Annotated in this window: 16 protein-coding genes and 1 pseudogene; 3 read left to right on the top strand and 14 right to left on the bottom strand. The window is 68.2% G+C overall.

Annotated features, from left to right (window positions below):
* Positions 1 to 49 precede the first annotated feature (49 nt).
* Positions 50 to 1,252 carry an MFS transporter gene (locus tag ACFQBT_RS00620; RefSeq protein WP_377819900.1) on the top strand — a complete coding sequence of 401 codons (1,203 nt, stop codon included), beginning with the start codon at positions 50 to 52 and terminating at the stop codon, positions 1,250 to 1,252.
* Here ACFQBT_RS00620 and ACFQBT_RS00615 read toward each other — a convergent pair.
* From ACFQBT_RS00615 to ACFQBT_RS00575, 9 genes are all read right to left on the bottom strand, one after another.
* Entirely contained in the window at positions 1,225 to 2,850 is a 1,626-nt protein-coding gene (locus ACFQBT_RS00615; protein WP_377819899.1) for a LuxR C-terminal-related transcriptional regulator, read from the bottom strand. The genes ACFQBT_RS00620 and ACFQBT_RS00615 overlap by 28 nt on opposite strands.
* A gap of 36 nt (positions 2,851 to 2,886) precedes the next feature.
* On the bottom strand, positions 2,887 to 3,111 hold the full coding sequence (locus ACFQBT_RS00610; protein ID WP_377819898.1) for a tautomerase family protein: 225 nt from the start codon (positions 3,109 to 3,111) through the stop codon (positions 2,887 to 2,889).
* A gap of 180 nt (positions 3,112 to 3,291) precedes the next feature.
* Positions 3,292 to 3,780, bottom strand: a complete 489-nt coding sequence (locus ACFQBT_RS00605) for a DinB family protein (RefSeq protein ID WP_377819897.1) — start codon at positions 3,778 to 3,780, stop codon at positions 3,292 to 3,294.
* Positions 3,781 to 3,790: 10 nt separating this feature from the next.
* A complete protein-coding gene (locus ACFQBT_RS00600; protein WP_377819896.1) occupies positions 3,791 to 4,024 on the bottom strand; it encodes a hypothetical protein in 234 nt (77 codons plus the stop codon).
* Positions 4,025 to 4,080: 56 nt separating this feature from the next.
* Positions 4,081 to 4,866 carry an MBL fold metallo-hydrolase gene (locus tag ACFQBT_RS00595; protein ID WP_377819895.1) on the bottom strand — a complete coding sequence of 262 codons (786 nt, stop codon included), beginning with the start codon at positions 4,864 to 4,866 and terminating at the stop codon, positions 4,081 to 4,083.
* Between the two features lie 99 nt (positions 4,867 to 4,965).
* Positions 4,966 to 5,766 (bottom strand): carbon-nitrogen family hydrolase, encoded by an 801-nt coding sequence (locus ACFQBT_RS00590; RefSeq protein WP_377819893.1) that lies wholly within the window; start codon positions 5,764 to 5,766, stop codon positions 4,966 to 4,968.
* A complete protein-coding gene (locus tag ACFQBT_RS00585; RefSeq protein WP_377819892.1) occupies positions 5,766 to 6,716 on the bottom strand; it encodes a cytochrome c oxidase assembly protein in 951 nt (316 codons plus the stop codon). Before ACFQBT_RS00585 ends, ACFQBT_RS00590 begins: the two co-directional genes overlap by 1 nt.
* Entirely contained in the window at positions 6,713 to 7,003 is a 291-nt protein-coding gene (locus ACFQBT_RS00580) for a CopD family protein (protein WP_377819891.1), read from the bottom strand. The genes ACFQBT_RS00585 and ACFQBT_RS00580 overlap by 4 nt, the downstream gene beginning before the upstream one ends.
* Complete coding sequence (locus ACFQBT_RS00575) at positions 6,973 to 7,728, bottom strand: hypothetical protein (protein WP_377819890.1); 756 nt, start codon at positions 7,726 to 7,728, stop codon at positions 6,973 to 6,975. The genes ACFQBT_RS00580 and ACFQBT_RS00575 overlap by 31 nt, the downstream gene beginning before the upstream one ends.
* Positions 7,729 to 7,848: 120 nt before the next feature.
* Between ACFQBT_RS00575 and ACFQBT_RS00570 the strand changes: the two genes are divergently transcribed.
* Together ACFQBT_RS00570 and ACFQBT_RS00565 are read left to right on the top strand one after the other, a co-directional pair.
* Complete coding sequence (locus ACFQBT_RS00570; RefSeq protein WP_377819888.1) at positions 7,849 to 8,736, top strand: maleylpyruvate isomerase family mycothiol-dependent enzyme; 888 nt, start codon at positions 7,849 to 7,851, stop codon at positions 8,734 to 8,736.
* A gap of 54 nt (positions 8,737 to 8,790) precedes the next feature.
* The gene (locus tag ACFQBT_RS00565) at positions 8,791 to 10,437 is read left to right on the top strand and encodes an MDR family MFS transporter (RefSeq protein WP_377825297.1); all 1,647 of its coding nucleotides are present in this window, start codon (positions 8,791 to 8,793) and stop codon (positions 10,435 to 10,437) included.
* A gap of 1 nt (position 10,438) precedes the next feature.
* Here the strand turns inward: ACFQBT_RS00565 and gndA are convergent.
* The 5 genes and pseudogenes from gndA to pdhA all read right to left on the bottom strand — a co-directional run bounded on the left by gndA (position 10,439) and on the right by pdhA (position 16,433).
* Positions 10,439 to 11,882 (bottom strand): annotated as a pseudogene (gndA, locus tag ACFQBT_RS00560) (NADP-dependent phosphogluconate dehydrogenase).
* 98 nt (positions 11,883 to 11,980) lie between these two features.
* Positions 11,981 to 12,895, bottom strand: a complete 915-nt coding sequence (locus tag ACFQBT_RS00555) for an SDR family oxidoreductase (protein ID WP_377819887.1) — start codon at positions 12,893 to 12,895, stop codon at positions 11,981 to 11,983.
* 18 nt (positions 12,896 to 12,913) lie between these two features.
* Positions 12,914 to 14,266, bottom strand: coding sequence for a dihydrolipoamide acetyltransferase family protein (locus ACFQBT_RS00550; RefSeq protein WP_377819885.1), 1,353 nt, complete (start codon positions 14,264 to 14,266; stop codon positions 12,914 to 12,916).
* Between the two features lie 9 nt (positions 14,267 to 14,275).
* Positions 14,276 to 15,262: an alpha-ketoacid dehydrogenase subunit beta gene (locus tag ACFQBT_RS00545; RefSeq protein WP_377819884.1), complete on the bottom strand. Its 987-nt coding sequence runs from the start codon at positions 15,260 to 15,262 to the stop codon at positions 14,276 to 14,278.
* Between the two features lies 1 nt (position 15,263).
* Positions 15,264 to 16,433 (bottom strand): pyruvate dehydrogenase (acetyl-transferring) E1 component subunit alpha, encoded by a 1,170-nt coding sequence (gene pdhA / locus ACFQBT_RS00540; RefSeq protein WP_377819882.1) that lies wholly within the window; start codon positions 16,431 to 16,433, stop codon positions 15,264 to 15,266.
* Positions 16,434 to 16,667 lie beyond the last annotated feature (234 nt).

The following is a 16,667-nucleotide window of genomic DNA, read 5'->3' as shown; positions in this document are numbered from 1 at the left end:
GAAGGAAGGGAGCGGAAGCCCACATTCATTGTTTTGCAATGATTATGGGGTGAGTCAGCCACGTCTTTCCCGCGCCGTCGTCCTGCTGATGGCAGTGGCGACGGGCATCTCGGTGGCCAACCTCTACTACAGCCAGCCGTTACTGGACCTCATCAGCGGTGACCTGGGCATCAGCACCGCGAGCGCCGGTGCGCTGGTCACGATGACCCAGATCGGCTACGCCCTCGGATTGCTCTTCGTGCTGCCGCTGGGCGACCTGCTCGAGCGTCGCGGTTTGATCCTTGCTCTCTCCCTGGCCTGCGTGGGCGCGCTGATCCTGACCGCGACGGCCCAGAACGCGCCGTGGCTCTTCGCCGCCTCCATCGTGCTCGGCCTGTTGACCGTCGTGGCGCAGGTGCTCGTCCCGCTGGCCGCGACACTCGCCGAGCCGCGGGAGCAGGGCACCGTGGTCGGGATCGTGATGAGCGGCCTGCTGCTAGGGATCCTGCTGGCCCGGACCGTGGCCGGTCTGCTGGCCGAAGTCGGCGGTTGGCGCAGCGTCTACTGGGTCGCCGCGGTGGCCATGTTGGTGGTGACCCTCGCGCTGTGGCGCGGACTGCCGGTGTCCCGCCCGACCCAGCGATCGACGTACGGCGCGCTGATGCTCTCGATCGGGCATTTCATCCGCACCGAGCCGGTGCTGCGCCGGCGGATGGTCTATGGAGCACTGACGTTCTTCCAGTTCAGCGTCCTGTGGACGGCGCTGACCGGCCTGCTGGCCGGTGCGCCCTACCGCTATTCCGAGGGTGTGATCGGGCTCTTCGGCTTGATCGGAGTGGCCGGGGCGCTGGCGGCGCAACTGGCCGGCAGGTACGCCGATCGCGGCCGGGCCGTGCACCTCACCGTGATCTTCACCGGGCTGCTAATCGCCTCGTGGCTGGCGCTCGCCCTGGGCAAGGTCTCGTTGGCGGCTCTCGTGATCGGCATCGTGGTGCTCGACGCCGGGGTGCAGGGGATGCAGGTGACCAACCAGACGCAGATCTACGCGATCTCGCGGGAAGGTCGGGCACGGGTCAACGCGGCGTACATGACCAGCTACTTCGCGGGCGGCGCGATCGGCTCCCTGGTCTCGACCCGGGTCGCGGCCGCCGGCGGCTGGGTCGCGGTGTGCTGGCTGGGTGCGGCCGTCGCGGTGGCGCAGTTGATGTTCGTCGTCATAGGGGAGCGCTCGCGGCCGCGGGCCGATCAGACCAATCCGTTACGCACTGCGTAGGCGGCCGCTGCTGCCCGCGAGGTGACACCCAGGGCCTCGAAGATGTTGGCCACATGCCGATGCACGGTGTGCGGGCTCACCACCAGCGCCCGGGCGATCTGGTCGTTGGACATGCCCTGGGCGAGCAGCTGCAGCACGTCGCGCTGACGGGCGGTGAGCGGAGACGGACTCGTTCCCGTGAGACGGCCCGCACGCAGGTATCCCGGAGAGGTCGGCATCGCGGCGAGCAACTCGGCAGCTCGTCGTGCCTGCTCCCGCGAGGCCTCCGGCGAGCCGTTGGCCGCGTGCGCTGTCGCCAACTCCAGGCGGTAGTCCGCTTCGTCGAAACGCAACCCGGCGCGGGAGGCGTGCCGCACCGCGTCGGTCCACAGATCGACCCGTGCGATCTCATCGGCGACCCATGCAGCCGTCGCCGACGCTGCGGCCTTCAGCGAGTCGGTCGGGACGGCTTCTGCGATGGTGCGCAGTTCTTCGGCCAGCTGCGCTGCCTCGTCCCGGCGACCCAGGGCGACGGCGGCAGGAACCGCCGCGGACAGGACCCGGGCGCGGGTCAGTCGTTGGTCGCCCGGCACCGTGGTGAGCAGCCGGGTCATGAGTTCCCAAGCCTGCTCGGGATCGCCGCGATCGAGCCGGATGCGCGCCCGTGCGATGGTCGACTCGGTTTCGAATTCGGCCTGCGCCAACAGGGTCTCCGCCTCTTCGTACCGGCCCTGCCGACGGCGCAATTCGCCGAGTTGGGTCACGACATCGAGACCTGAAACACGCCGCGACTCGCGGGTCCGCTGCACCAGGTCGGACAGCACGTCCTCTGCCTGCGTGCACTCACCCTGGGCCAGCAGCACCGATGCGTACTGGGTGCGGCAGGCGGTGAACAGCGGTGCCAACTCGCGCCGAAGGCTCAGATCGGCGACTCGATCACACCACGAGGCCGCGCGGCTCAGATCACCGGCGGCCTGGCAGGCCGAGATCAGCCAGCACAACGACTTGCCGGTCCACATCAGATCGTCGAGGTCACCGGCGGTCGCGGCGGCGGCGGTGCCGTCGAGCATCGCCATCCCGGTGTCGACGTCGCCGAGGTGGACCCGCGCCAGTCCGGCCAGCGCCTGACCCGCCAGCTCCAGGTCGGTCGCGCGAGACTCCCTGCCGATGCGATGCGCCGCTTCCGCGTGCACCAGTCCCGCGCGCGCATCGTGCTCGGCGTTGAGGATCAGCTCGGCACGGCGCAGTTCGAGCCATCCCACCTCCACCGCGGCGGGTGTCTCCCGCAGCAGATCGCCCGCTCTGGCCAGCCAACCCCGACCCACCGCGAGACCGCGCCCGAACAGTACTGAGTCATAGCCAAGACTGGCCGCCGCCCGCGCGGCTGCCCGGGGGTCATCGAGGGCTCGGTAGCCCCGGTACGCCGCCTCACGGGCACCGAGTGCCGCGTCGGCGTCGTCCATCCACCAGGCGACCTGCGCCAGACCGTCGTAGGCGGCGGGGTCCCCGGTGGACTCGACGAGGGCACCGAACGCCTCTCGCGCTTCTTGCCACCGACCGGCGCGGAGCGCGGCGTTCGCGCTCGCGGCGGGGTCGTCGACCATGACCTCGTCAGTCATGGCCGACGGCCCGCCGGGTTGAGCACGAGGGGAGCACTAGACCCCGGCGCCGGCGGCCAGGGCCTTGACGTCGGCAGTGCTGAGGGGGCTGCCGGCGATGCCCCAGTCGCCGCTGGCGACTTCGCGGACCACACACCAGGTGACCGGGCGCATGTTCTCGCCCTCGATCTGGACCATGGCCTCGGTGAGACTGCCGATGATCTGCTGCTTCTGCTGCGGGGTGAATACGTCCTGGATGACGCTGACTTCGATGAGTGGCATGGCGGTGTTCCTTTCGTGATGGTCGGCACCGTGCCGGCGCCGATGTCATCACCATCCGCCTCGGCGACCGGTGAGCGCTTCGACATTGCGGGCCATCCTGGGAAAGCAGATCTGATGGCCTGTTCGGGCCACTCGGCGCAAGCATCCCGCCGGTGTCATGCCCGCACAAGAGCACCGCCGTCAAAGCACGATGTACTGCTTGCCGTCCAGGAGCTCGCGGACCGCGTCGAGGTGCCCGGCGTGGTTGGCTGTCTCGACCAGCACGTGGACCATGACCGAGCGAAGGTCCGGGAAGGACATTCCGGCTCCCGCCCACCACTCCTCCGTCGTCGCCGGGGGATCCTCCAACGACCGAGCGGCGACGATGGCTTCGGAGTTCGCAATGGCGGCGCGGTAGTCGTCGATGACCAACTGAGCGGGCTCGTCGGGGCCGACCTGCCACTCCGACGTCTCGTCCTCCGGCCAGAAGTCGAGCGGACCCCCGGCCACGATGACCTCGAACCAGTAGCGCTCGTCCGACAACGTCAGATGACGCAGCAACCCCAGGATCGACCACCCCGACGGCAGTACGGCGGTCCGCAGCTGTTCGTCGCTCAGCCCGTCGATCTGGTCGAGGACGTGCCTGCGTTGGCCGGCCAATCGGCGTACCAGGAGTTCTCTTTCGCTCATCTGCGCGACGCTACCGCCAGTGCTTGAACTGCCACACCCCGGCGATCATCAAGATCCCGAAGACCACGAAGACGAGGCCGACCACCCAGGCCATGAACCGGTTGTAGGCGCGCATCTTCGGGCCGCCGCCGTGGCCGTTCCACATCGCCTGGTTGCTGGCGGCGTTCGCGCGCGCGATGCGGTCGCGCAGCAGGATCTGCCCGATGCCGACGACGATCACGATGGCCCCCACGAGATAACGCATAAGCCGTCCATAGGGGCAGGTGCTGGGAGCGCGCTGGGAACGGCGGCCCGGAAGGGTTACGCGGTGCCGCGCAGGCGTCCGCTGATCAGGTGACGGGCGTGCGTCAGTCGAGGACCGATGCAGGTGCCGACCCAGAGGTGCACTCCGCCCTCCACCCGGGTGACGCCGCCCCCGGCCAGGTGACTGGCGGACAGAGCGCCACGTAGCGACGACTCACCGAGCGGCAGCGGGTGCTCATCGGGATGGAACCGGGACTTGATCGGGAAGTCCGTGCCGTCGGCAGCCAGTTCGTTGTGACCGCCGAGGATCCGGGTGATGCCGTAGCGTCGGGCGAGCGTGTCCAGCCGGCCGAAAGTGTCCTGCAAAGCTGCCAGATCCTGCACGTAGATCCGCCCCGGGTAGAGCGTGTCACCCGACAGCATGAGCCCGCGCGAAGGATCCACCACCACGATCGAGCGTTTGTCATGACCCGGGGCACCGGTGATCGACAACGGTCGGCCGCCGAGGTCGAATTCGACCACCTCAGCGGGCCATTGCTCGAAACCGAAGAACGCCTGGACTCCGTCGACGTCGATCGGCACGAGCCGCGTGCGGGGCCGGCCGGTGAACTGGGCATCGCCACGGCGGTGGTCGTAGTGGCCGTGACTGTGCGCGATGACCAGGTCGACGACGCGGTCGGCCAGGAGGTGATCGACGGTCTCCCGCAGCGGGCAGTCGGCGGAGTCCGTCGAGTCGCCGGTGTCCAGCAGCAGCGCACGCTGGGTGCCGATCAGCAGATACATGAACGGCGCTTCCGCCGTGACCGAGAGCGACTGGCGCAAGACGTAAGTGTCGTCATCCACGGCGCGCACCTGCAGCAGCGGCCCGTCGGGCTCCCCGCCGGTGGCCGTGGATCCACGGCGCCTCCAGAGGCTCCTCATCGAAGAGCACCCGGTCCAGGCTCACAATCGGCGGTCCTGCAGGACGGGGAACGACTCCCGCGCCTTGGCGATCTCGTCGAGGTCGACCTCGACCGACAGCACCTGCTCCTGCGTGCCTGCCTCGGCCAGCACCTCACCGCCGGCCGCGATCACCGCGCTGTGCCCGCCCATCGGAGTTCGGGCGTGGGTGCCAGCGGTGTTGCACGCGATCACCAGGCATTGATCCTCGATGGCCCGGGCCCGCAGCAGCGTGCGCCAGGCCTCCACCCGCGCAGCGGGCCACGCCGCCGGAATGAGGAAAACCGTTGCGCCGGCGTCGAGTTGGGCGCGGTAGAGCTCGGGAAAACGTAGGTCGTAGCACGTCGACAACCCGGCGACGAAGTCCCCTGCGTCCTGGTCGAAGAGCTCGACGGTGACCATCGCGTCACCCGCCTCCATCAACTCCGGCTCACCGGTTGCAAAACCGAACCGGTGGATCTTGCGGTACGCCGCCCACTGCTGACCGTCCGGTCCGAAAACCAGCGAGGTGTTCCACAGATCCTTGCCCTCGGGGCCGAGCGGCCCGCGCTCGACGATGGACCCGCCGTGCAGGATGCAACCCAGTGACTCCGCCAGCTCGCAAAGGCGTTGCGCCACAGGACCGTCCAGGCCTTGCGCATACTCGGGCCATTGCCGGTAACTGAACCCACCGGCGTACCACAGCTCGGGCAGCACGATCAGGTCGTGCCCGGCCAGACCGGACACCAGCGAGGTCACCCGCTCGAGGCGGTCCGGCGGGGACTCGGCGTCGTCGTAGGCCAACTGCACCAGCGCGACTCGCATCAGGAACGTCCCTTCGAGCGGGCGGCGAGCATGTCGTTGTACGCGTTCAACTCGGCGTCACCGTCGCGCTCCGCCTGCCGCTCGGCACGGCGCGCGTCGGCGCCGTCCTTGCGCGCCCACTCCATCGCGATCAGCAACGCCATCATCAAGGTTGGCAGTTCGCCCACGCCCCACGCAATGGTGCCGCCGCGCTGCTGGTCATCCAGCGGATCGGTGACCCAGGACAGGTGCAGCACCGAGAACACGTCGGGGGCCAGCAACGTGGTCCCGGTCATCAACGCGACACCGAAGAACGCATGGAACGCCACGGCCACCAGGAGCACGAGCAACCGGGCGGGCGGACTCCATCGCCGCGGGCCGGGGTCGATGCCCGTGAACGCCCAGGCGAACAGATAACCCACCAGCACGAAGTGCACCACCATCAGCACGTGCCCGGTGTGCGTGCGCAGCGACATCTCGAACCACGGCGTGTAGTAGAACGCGATCAACGTGCTGATGAACAACAGCGAGGCCACGATCGGATTGGCGAAGAAGCCGACGTAGCGGGAGTGCACGATCGCCAGGATCAACTCCCGCGGGCCGAGGGTCCGGTCCGAACGTTTGGGCAGCGCGCGCAGCGCGAGGGTGACCACCGCGCCCTGGACCATGAATACCGGTGCCAGCATCGAGATCGCCATGTGCTGCAACATGTGCGCCGAGAACATCACCCGCCCGTAGACCGCCGGCGGCCCGCTGACGAAGTAGATGAACAGCACCCAGCCGACCACCCAGCTGATGGTGCGCAGAACCGGCCACCGGTCGCCGCGCCGGTGCAGCCGCCACATCCACACCAGATAGACGCCGATCGCGATGATGGCCAGCGGGGTGAAGAGCCAGTCGAAGCGCCACTGCGTGAACCAGTTCGCTGCGGTCGGAGCCGGGGGCGCCGGATAACCGGTGATCGAGGTCACCGTGTCGGCGTTCTCGACGGTGCCCGAGGGGGTGCCGAACGGGCCAAGGCGTTACCCAGACCGAAGGCGGCCGCCATTGCCAGGATCTCGATCGCGGCCAGCCGCGCGAACAGCCCACGCGTCGGCTCGCCGAGTTGCCCGACGACCCGCCGCCGCTGCAGGTAGCCGAGGGTTCCGAGCGCCGCCAGCAGGACCGCTTTGAGGATCAACTCCACGCCGTACGCCGTGCCAAGACCCGACCATGAACCCAGCCGGTTCACCGCGAGGACGACCCCCGAGATCCCCACGATGACGTAGCACCAGGTCGCGATCTTTGAAAAACGAGCGACGACGTCACCGGCGGACTTGCCCAGCCGCGACCACACCAGGCCGAGCGCGAAAAGACCGCCGGCCCACAGGGCCGCCGAGACGATGTGCCCGGCGAGGAGTTCACGCCGGTCTCATGGTCGTTGCTCGTCGCGGAGTGACCGACCAGCGCCAACGGCAGGATCGCGAAGCCGGTGAGGAAGAACAACCACGCCTGCCCGTTGCGACCCGGCCCCAGCCAGGCGCACACGGCGACCACCAGCGCGATCAGGGCGCTGATCGCCGGCGCGCGCAGCACTTCCAGCTGCCACGTCGTCGTCCACGCACTCGACAACAGACCGGACGTGCCGAGCGGGACACCAGCCACATCGGCGTACGCGAAGACGATCCCGACCACGGCGACGAGGAACCACACGGTCGCCGACCAGGCCGCCACCCGGGCGAGGAAAGCGCGGCGCTGGGAGGTCGCGCTCTCCGGCACCAGCAGGCCGCCCAGCAGGAAAGCGCCGAGCGTCACTGCGAGTGCACCGTCCTGCATCGCGTGCAGCAACGGCAGACCCCACCGCACCACGGCGCCTGGGTCGCCCAACTGCAGCGGTGCGGCACCCTCGGCGTACCCCAGGGCGAGTGCCGTCACGGCGAGCAGGACGGCCACGGCGAGGGCGGGTACGCCGATCCGCCAGGTGCTGCGCTGCGTACCGGCCATGCATCCAGGGTAAGGATTGCCGCAGCGAAGGTTCACCCGCACGTCCCGGCAGCGGCGCGGACCGCGTTCCACCACCCGGGATGGAACGGACCACCCGGACTCCTCACTATGTTGGAGATCATGCCGACGAATCCCCCGCCGCCGACTGACCTGCCCGGCCTGATCGAGGCCTACGCCTCCACCGGCCAGGCGATCCTCGACATCGGGATGATGTGCAAGGCCGATGAATTCGACAAGCCGACCCAGTGCCCGGGCTGGACCGTGAAGGACCAGATCTCGCACGTGGTGGCCCTGGAGAACCTGACCGGCGGAGGCGTCGAGGAGGAGGTCGAGGTCCCCGATTACCCCTGGGTGACCTCCGACGTCAAAGGCTTCATGGAGCGCGGCGTCGAGTCCCGGCGCAAGAAGTCCGGCCACGACGTGGTCGAAGAATGGAAGCGGCTCTTCGCCAAGCGGATGCGGCAGCTGCGCGACACCGCGCTCGACCCGGACACCGAGGTCGACAGCCCGTTCGGTCCCCGGCCGCTGCGGAAGGTGCTGGAGGGGCGGATCGCCGACCTGTGGGTGCACGAGCAGGATTTGCGCCAGGCGGTGAACTGGCCGGGCAATCTCGACTCCGGCGGCGCCGCCATCTTCAGTACCTGGGTGCTGGACGCCTTCCCCAAGAACCTCGCCCGTCGCGCCGAGGTGCCGATCGGGACCTCGGTGATCCTGGACGTGTCCGGGCCGGTGTTGGCCCGCGAGGGTGTCCGCGTGGTGCCCGGTGAGGGTGACAAACCGTTCGGTGAACGGCTGTTCTCCGGCACCACGCACGTGGACGACATCGACCAGGCCACCGGCGAGATCATTCCGCTACCACCCGGTTCGACCGTGTCCATCCAGCTGTCGACCGAGTCGCTGACCCGCCGCGGCGCGGGCCGCGTGCCGACCGACGAATTGAGGTACGGCGTGCAGGGCGATGAGCAGATCGCCCGGCGTGCGCTCGATGCTCTGACCATCACTCCCTAGGATCGCGCGGGATTAGACGGAGGCAGCCGCCGGTTCTAGACTCTTCGGGTGTCAATGAAGTCTGAGAGCGCTCCCGCTGCTGATCACGGATCCCCCGCCCACATCAAGGCCATTCTGGCCGGCCTGATGCTGGGCATGTTCCTGGGAGCGCTCGACCAGACGATCGTCGCCACCGCCATCCGGACGATCGCCGACGACCTGCACGGCCTGTCCGCGCAGGCGTGGGTGACCACGGCGTACTTGATCACCTCGACGATCACGACCCCGATCTACGGCAAGCTCGGCGACCTCTACGGCCGCAAGAAGCTGTTCCTCTTCGCGATCACGATCTTCATCATCGGTTCGTTCCTGTGCGCGTTCGCCCAGTCGATGTACATGCTGGCCGCGTTCCGTGCGTTCCAGGGCCTGGGCGCCGGTGGCCTCTTCACCCTGGTGCTGGCCATCATCGGGGACCTCGTGCCGCCCCGGGAGCGCGCGAAATACACCGGCTACTTCATGGCGACCTTCGCCACCTCCTCGGTGCTCGGCCCGGTCATCGGCGGCCTGTTCGCCGGCGCTCCGACCATCCTGGGGCTGACCGGATGGCGCTGGGTCTTCATGGTCAACGTCCCGATCGGCATCTTCGCGCTAGTTGTCATCTCCCGCACTCTGCAGATCCCCGCCTTCCGCCGCGAAGCGCGCATCGACTGGTGGGGTGCGATCACCCTGGTCATCGGCCTGGTGCCGTTGCTGACCGTCGCTGAGCAGGGCCGCGAATGGGGATGGGGCTCCGGGAAGTCCCTCACGGCGTACGCCATCGGCATCATCGGTCTGGCCGCGTTCGTCTTCGCCGAGTGGAAGATGGGCGACGACGCGCTGATTCCGTTGCGGTTGTTCAAGATCCGGGCCGCCTCGGTCACCATCGTGGCCAGTGTCATCGTCGGTATGGCGATGTTCGGCGGCATCACGGTGCTTCCGCTCTACCTGCAGATCGTGCACGGTGCCTCACCGATGGTGTCCGGCTTCGAGATGCTGCCGATGGTCGCCGGCATGATGACGGCCGCGATCACCTCCGGTCAGCTGACCTCCCGCACCGGGATCGTGCGGCCGTTCCCGATCGTCGGCACCGCGATCGCGGCGATCGGCCTGTTCCTGCTGCACTGGATCTCGGCCGACACCCATCTGTGGCTGGTCATGATCTTCATGTTCATCGTCGGTATCGGCATCGGTAACTGCATGCAGCCGCTGACGATCATCGTGCAGAACGCCGTCCCGCCCCAGGAGATCGGTGTGGCCACCAGCGCCGCGACGTTCTTCCGTCAGGTCGGCGGCACCATGGGTGTGGCGATCTTCCTGTCGATCCTGTTCAGCACCCTGGGCGACAAGATCACGGACGCCTTCAAGACCGCCGCACCGGGCATCCAGCAAGCGGTCAAAGCCGACCCGTCGATCCTGGCCAACCCGTTGAACAAGGCCGTTGTCGAGGGCGACCAGAGCGTGCTGGCCCAGGTGCAGAACGACTCCTCCATCATCAACAAGATGGCCGACGTGATCGCCCACCCGTTCAAAGTGGGCTTCTCCGACTCGATCGACCTGATCTTCCTGTGCGCCGCATGCGTCATGGTGCTCGGGTTCCTGGTCACGCTGATGATGCCCAAGGTCACCCTGCGCTCGCAGTCCCCGTCGCAGGAGGCTGCCGCCGCAGCCGAAGCACTCGGCTGAGTCAGTCCTTGACCTTCGCCTCGGACCGGTCACCGGACCAGTTCAGGTGGAAGGTCCCCGGCTTGTCGATGCGCTGATAGGTGTGCGCCCCGAAGTAGTCGCGCTGCGCCTGGATCAGGCTGGCGGGCAAGCGCTGCGAGGCCAGGGAGTCGTAGTAGGCCAGCGCTGAGGAGAATCCGGGTGCGGGCACACCGCTGGCTGCCGCTATCGCGACGATCCGCCGCCACGCCGCCTCCCCTTGGGCGACCGCGTCGGCGAAGTACTCATCGGCCAGCAGCGACATCAGGTGCGGGTTGCGGTCGTATGCCTCGGTGATCCGGTTGAGGAACCGGGCCCTGATGATGCAACCGCCTCGCCAGATCTTGGCGATCGCCCCGCGGTCGATGTTCCAGTCGTACTGCGCCGCGCCCGCGGAGATCAGGTCGAACCCTTGGGCGTAGGCGACCACCTTGGAGGAATACAACGCGGCCCGTACGTCGTCCGCGAAGCTGTCCGGCACGCTCACCTTCTCCGGGCGCTGGGTAATCGTCTTGCGGACCGCATCCCGTTGTTCACCCTTGTCGGACACGGCTCGTGCGAATACCGCCTCACCGATCCCGGAGACGGGGATGCCGAGGCCGACGGCGTTCTGCACGGTCCACACACCGGTGCCCTTGGACCCGGCGTGGTCCAGGATCTTGTCGACCAGCGGCCCGTCGCCGTCCGGGTCCTTCTGGGTGAGGATGTCCGCGGTGATCTCGATGAGGTAGGACTCGAGGTCGCCTTCGTTCCAGGCCCTGAAGACCTCCGCGATCTGCGGGACGTCCATCCCCCGGCCCGGCGCAGCAGGTCGTAGGACTCGGCGATCAGCTGCATATCGGCGTACTCGATGCCGTTGTGCACCATCTTCACGAAGTGTCCTGCGCCGTCGTGGCCCACGTGCGTCACGCACGGCTCGCCCTCGGCGACCGCGGCGATGGATCGCAGGATCGGGCCGAGGGTCTCCCAGGACTGGTCCGACCCGCCCGGCATGATCGACGGACCGTGCAGGGCGCCTTCCTCACCACCGGAGATGCCGGTGCCGACGAAGTGAATACCCTTCTCCCGCAGGGCTTTCTCGCGCTTGATGGTGTCCTGGAAGTTGGAGTTGCCGCCGTCGACGATGATGTCGTCCGGCTCCATCAGGCCGGCCAGCTCCTCGATCACGGCATCGGTGCCGGCACCGGCCTGCACCATGATGATCGCGGTGCGGGGCTTGCTGAGGAGTCGACGAAGTCCTCAATCTTCTCCGACTCCACGAACCCGAGGTCGCCGTGCTCCGCGACGAGTTTCTGGGTCTTGGCGTAGGTGCGGTTGTAGACGGCGACCGTGTTGCCCTCGCGGGAAGCGAGATTGCGGGCCAGGTTCGAACCCATCACGGCCATCCCGACCACGCCGATGTTCGCCGTACCGGTCTTGTCGCTCATCGCGCTCTCCTCTGGTCGTCGTGAACGCCCAGCCTACGCATCGACGTACGGCAGGGACCCTCCGAGAAGGGCCGGCACTCACCCGAAGGTGACCCCCGTCAGTTCCTGCGACAGATCCCAGAGCCGCGCGGCAGCATCGGTGTCCCGCAGCGGTGCCCACAGCTTCTGCGGCCCGGGTGGGCCACCCATCCCGCCGATCCACTGCGGCCCGTAGAAGCCGCCGTCCTCAGCGGCCGAGGAGGCGACGGCGACCACCGCGGGAAGCGACGCCGTCTGCGTGGTTCCCACGACCAGGCCGTGCGAGGACAGCCACCGGATGAGCGTGACCTCCCGGTTGTCGGCACTGCGGCCCATCTCGGGGCGGGCGGCCAGCAGATTGGTCGGCGCCACGCCCGGATGGGCGAGGTTGCTGCTGACCCCCACCCGCCCGCGCCGGCGCGGCGACTCAACTCCAGGCCGAAGAGACCGACCGCGATCTTGGACTGCCGATAGGCGCGCATCCCGTTGTAGTCGCGCTCCCAGTTCACGTCGTCCCAGTTGATGCCCCCGCTGCGGGCGGCGATGCTGGTCTGCGAGGTGACCCGCGCCCGGCCGGCTTCCAGCAGCGGCAACAACCGACCGGTCAGCGCGAAGTGACCCAGGTGATTGGTCCCGAACTGCACCTCGAATCCGTCCTCGGTCTCCTGCCGGACGGGCGGTGTCATGAGACTGGCGTTGTTGACCATCCGGTGGATCGGCTGACCCTCGGCGAGCAACGTGTCGGCGAGTTCGGCCACTGAATCCAGCGACGCCAGGTCGAGCTCGAGCAGTCGCAACCGGGCGCTCGGATGACGCTCGCGGATGGCTGCGGCCGCCGCCTCACCTTTCTCCTGGTTGCGGACGGGCATCAGCACCTCCGCTCCCGCGGCGGCAAGGCGGTCGGCGATGCCCTGGCCGATCCCGTCGCTGGCTCCGGTCACCAGCGCGCGGGTCCCGGTCAGGTCCGGCAGCTCGTCGTACGTTCGCTTGGTCATGAGGTCAGTCCCGGGTGGTCAGCCCCAGACGAGCGCCTTGCCCGGGTCCGCCACCAGCGCCGCCAGGTCGGCCAGGAACTTCGAGCCGAGCTCTCCGTCGATGAGCCGGTGGTCGAAGGAGCAACCGAGCTGGGTGACCCAGCGCGGTTCGATCCGCTCGGTGCCGTCGTCGGCGGTCACGACCCAGGGCATCCGCCGGATCGCGCCGAGACAAACGATCGCCGACTCGCCGGGGTTGATGATCGGCGTACCGGAATCGATGCCGAAGACGCCCACGTTGGTGATCGTCATCGTGCCGCCGGCCTGATCACGCGGCTGTGTCTTGCCGGCACGTGCGGTGTCCACAAGTTCGCCCAGGGCAGTGGCGAGTTCGCGCATTGTCATGCGGTCGGCGTCCTTGATGTTGGGGACGATCAGACCGCGTGGCGTCGCGGCGGCGATCCCGAGGTTGACGTAGTGCTTGGTGACGATCTCCTGGGCGTCTTCGTCCCAGACCGCGTTCATGCCCGGGTTGCGGCGGATCGCGATGCACAGGGCCTTGGCTATCACCAGCAGCGGACTGACCCGCACATCCTTGAACTCGCGGTCGTTGCTGAGCCGCTCGACGAGCTCCATCGTCGCGGTGGCGTCGACGGTGACGAACTCCGTCACGTGCGGCGCCGTGAACGCCGAGGCCACCATCGCCTCGGCCGTCACCTTGCGGACACCCTTGACCGGAATGCGCGTCTCCCGCTCGCCCGTGGTTTGCGGAGGTCCGTCGATGAACGCGCGCAGATCCTCATCGGTGACGATGCCGCCGTCGCCGGATGCGGGTACGTCGTGCAGATCGATCCCGTGCTCCTTGGCCAGCCCGCGGGTGGCCGGCTTGGCAAGCACTGTGCCGGAGGCGGCAGCGGCGGGGGCGGGACTTGCAGCGCCGGCGCGGGGGCGGCGCTTGGTCGCGGCAGCCGCTGCGCCGTACCCCACGAGGTTCGGCCCACTGCCCTCCTCGACGGAGCCGCCGGGCTGGAAGGCATCGGCAGCCATCCCCGAAACGACCTGTGCCGCAGTAGGTTCCGCAGGCTCAGTCGCAGCCTCTTCGGACGCGGCCGGCGCAGCAGGTGACGGCACCGGCTCCGAGACCACGCCGTCGTTCACCTCGACGGCGATGATCGGCGTACCCACATCGACGGTGTCGCCCTCGGCGACCAGCAACTGTGCGATCGTGCCCTCCCACGGGATCGGCAACTCGACCAGCGACTTGGCGGTCTCGATCTCGACCACGACGTCGTTGACCTTGACGGTGTCGCCGACCTGCACCTTCCAGGTCGCGATCTCCGCGTCGGGCAGGCCCTCGCCGGGGTCGGGAAGGGTGAACTGCTGGATGCTCATGCCGTCCTCTCAGTACTTCAGCGACGTGTCGACGGCATCGAGGATGCGGTCGAGGTCGGGCAGGAACTCGCCTTCGAAGCGGCTCGGCGGGTAGGGCAGGTTGTAACCGCCGACCCGCAGCACCGGTGCCTGCAGGTGGTAGAAGCAGTCCTGCTGGATCTGCGCGGCCAACTCGGCGCCCATGCCCAGGAACGTGCTGGCCTCGTGCACCACGATGACGCGGCCCGTGGCGCGAGCGGCGGCCATGATGGCGTCCTGGTCCAACGGGTTCAGCGAGCGCAGGTTGATGACCTGGACCGACTTGCCTTCGGAGGCAGCGGTTTCCGCCGCCTGCAGGCACGTGCGCACCATCGACCCGTAGGTCAGCAGGGTGACCTGGGTGCCGTCGCGCACGATCCGCGCCTCACTCAGCCCCGCGGGCGCGGCGTCACGAGCGCCGAGCGGGATCTCGGCCTTCTCGTGGTAACGGCGCTTGGGCTCGTAGAACATCACCGGATCCTGGCTGGCAATGGCCTGCTGGATCATCCAGTAGGCGTCGACGGGGTCGCCGCACGCCACGACCCGTAGGCCGGCGGTGTGCGCGAAGTAGGCCTCGTTGGATTCGCTGTGGTGCTCGACCGCACCGATGCCACCGCCGTACGGGACACGGATGACGATCGGCAGTGACAGCGAGCCGTTCGAGCGGGCGTGCATCTTGGCGACCTGGCTGACGATCTGGTCGAAACCGGGATAGATGAAACCGTCGAACTGGATCTCGACGACCGGTCGGTAGCCGCGCAGGGCCAGTCCGACGGCGGTGCCGACGATTCCGGACTCGGCCAGCGGGGTGTCGACGACGCGTTCGTCGCCGAAGTCCTTCTGCAGACCTTCGGTGATGCGGAAGACACCGCCGAGTTTGCCGACGTCCTCGCCCATCAACACGACCTTGGGGTCGTGCTCGAGAGCGGCGCGCAGACCTTCGTTGAGGGCTTTGGCGAGAGAGATCTTCTCGGTCATGTCAGGCACCGGCCCCTTCGAACGACGAGACGTAGGAGACGAATCGCTCACGTTCGCGCTCGAGCGGCTTGTGCTCCTCGGCGTAGACGTGGTCGAACATCGTCGGCAGTTCCGGGTCGGGGATTTCGCGGCATTGCTTACGCATGTCCGCGGCAAAATCGTCTGCTTCCGCGTCGACCTCGTCGAAGAAGCTGCGCTCGGCGTGCGCACGGGTCAGCAGGAAGGCCTTCATCCGCAACAGCGGGTCCTTCTCCTTCCACACGTCGACCTCGGCGGCGTCGCGGTAGCGGGTCGGGTCGTCGGAGGTGGTGTGTGCACCGAGACGGTAGGTGAACGCCTCGATCAGCGTGGGCCCCTCCCCTGCCCTGGCGGCGTCCATGGCCACCTTCGTCACGGCGTACGTCGCGAGGACGTCGTTGCCGTCCACACGCACGCCCGGTAGGCCGAAGCCCTTGGCGCGCTGGTAGGGCGGGATGCGGAACTGGCGGCTGTTCGGCTCGGAGATGGCGTAACCGTTGTTCTGTACGAAGAAGACGACCGGCGCGTTGGCGACCGCGGCGAAGTTGAGCGCCTCGTTGTAGTCGCCCTGGCTGGTGCCCCCGTCGCCGGTGAACGCGATCACGGCCGCGTCCCGCTCCGGGTCGCCGGTCGCGACGGCGTGGTCGCGCTGGATGCCCATCGCGTAGCCGGTCGCGTGCAGCATCTGGTTGCCGATGACGATCGTGTAGAGGTGGAAGCGGTGCTTCTCGGTGTCCCAGCCGCCGTGGCTCACGCCGCGGAAGAGGCGCAGCATCTGGGCGGGCTGCACGCCGCGAACGTAGGCGACACCGTGCTCGCGGTAGCCGGGGAAGGCGTAGTCCTTGGGGCCCATCGCGCGGGCGGCGCCGACCTGCGCGGCTTCCTGACCCAGCAGGCTCGGCCAGAGGCCCAGCTCGCCCTGGCGCTGCAGGGCGTACCCCTCGGCGTCCAGGCGGCGCGCCATGACCATGTCGCGGTACATCGACCGCGCGTCCGCGCTGGTCAGTGCCTCGACCACGGGGGCGTAACGCTCGTTGACCTCGTTGGTCGACAGCCGTTTGCCGGTCGCGTCGACGAACTGGATGAGATCGGGTCCGCCGTCGGTAATGTCAAGTGTTGCAGGGCCGTTCACAGTCGTGCGTGACTCAGTCATGGCGCTCCTTCGTCTCCGGAGCGTGGTGACTCCGGCCTCGACTCACCCGGGCCAGCTGCGGGGTCGCCGCGTGTGGATCGGGTGGCGGATCACGGGGTGTGACACCGCTCACAATGCCAATGCGATGAGGTTACCGCGCACCCGTCACGCTAGAAGAATCGACGGGGCTACCGGTGGGTACGTTTTCACGGCGTCGGTCCCCCAAGTGCGGCAGACTGACAAGCGTGAAGAGCG

Origin of the sequence: Branchiibius cervicis (genome assembly GCF_042661605.1) — a bacterium.
GTDB lineage: Bacteria > Actinomycetota > Actinomycetes > Actinomycetales > Dermatophilaceae > Branchiibius > Branchiibius cervicis.
The sequence above is the reverse complement of the archived record's forward strand: the minus strand, read 5'-3'. Positions and strand labels throughout refer to the sequence as shown.

Coding starts and splice junctions, on each gene's coding strand:
- ACFQBT_RS00555 (WP_377819887.1), bottom strand. CDS start 12,895: ATGACCAAGCGAACGTACGACGAGCTGCCGGACCTGACCGGGACCCGC.
- ACFQBT_RS00575 (WP_377819890.1), bottom strand. CDS start 7,728: ATGGCCGGTACGCAGCGCAGCACCTGGCGGATCGGCGTACCCGCCCTC.
- ACFQBT_RS00615 (WP_377819899.1), bottom strand. CDS start 2,850: ATGACTGACGAGGTCATGGTCGACGACCCCGCCGCGAGCGCGAACGCC.
- ACFQBT_RS00545 (WP_377819884.1), bottom strand. CDS start 15,262: ATGACCGAGAAGATCTCTCTCGCCAAAGCCCTCAACGAAGGTCTGCGC.
- ACFQBT_RS00565 (WP_377825297.1), top strand. CDS start 8,791: ATGAAGTCTGAGAGCGCTCCCGCTGCTGATCACGGATCCCCCGCCCAC.
- ACFQBT_RS00590 (WP_377819893.1), bottom strand. CDS start 5,766: ATGCGAGTCGCGCTGGTGCAGTTGGCCTACGACGACGCCGAGTCCCCG.
- ACFQBT_RS00605 (WP_377819897.1), bottom strand. CDS start 3,780: ATGAGCGAAAGAGAACTCCTGGTACGCCGATTGGCCGGCCAACGCAGG.
- pdhA (WP_377819882.1), bottom strand. CDS start 16,433: ATGACTGAGTCACGCACGACTGTGAACGGCCCTGCAACACTTGACATT.
- ACFQBT_RS00600 (WP_377819896.1), bottom strand. CDS start 4,024: ATGCGTTATCTCGTGGGGGCCATCGTGATCGTCGTCGGCATCGGGCAG.
- ACFQBT_RS00610 (WP_377819898.1), bottom strand. CDS start 3,111: ATGCCACTCATCGAAGTCAGCGTCATCCAGGACGTATTCACCCCGCAG.
- ACFQBT_RS00570 (WP_377819888.1), top strand. CDS start 7,849: ATGCCGACGAATCCCCCGCCGCCGACTGACCTGCCCGGCCTGATCGAG.
- ACFQBT_RS00550 (WP_377819885.1), bottom strand. CDS start 14,266: ATGAGCATCCAGCAGTTCACCCTTCCCGACCCCGGCGAGGGCCTGCCC.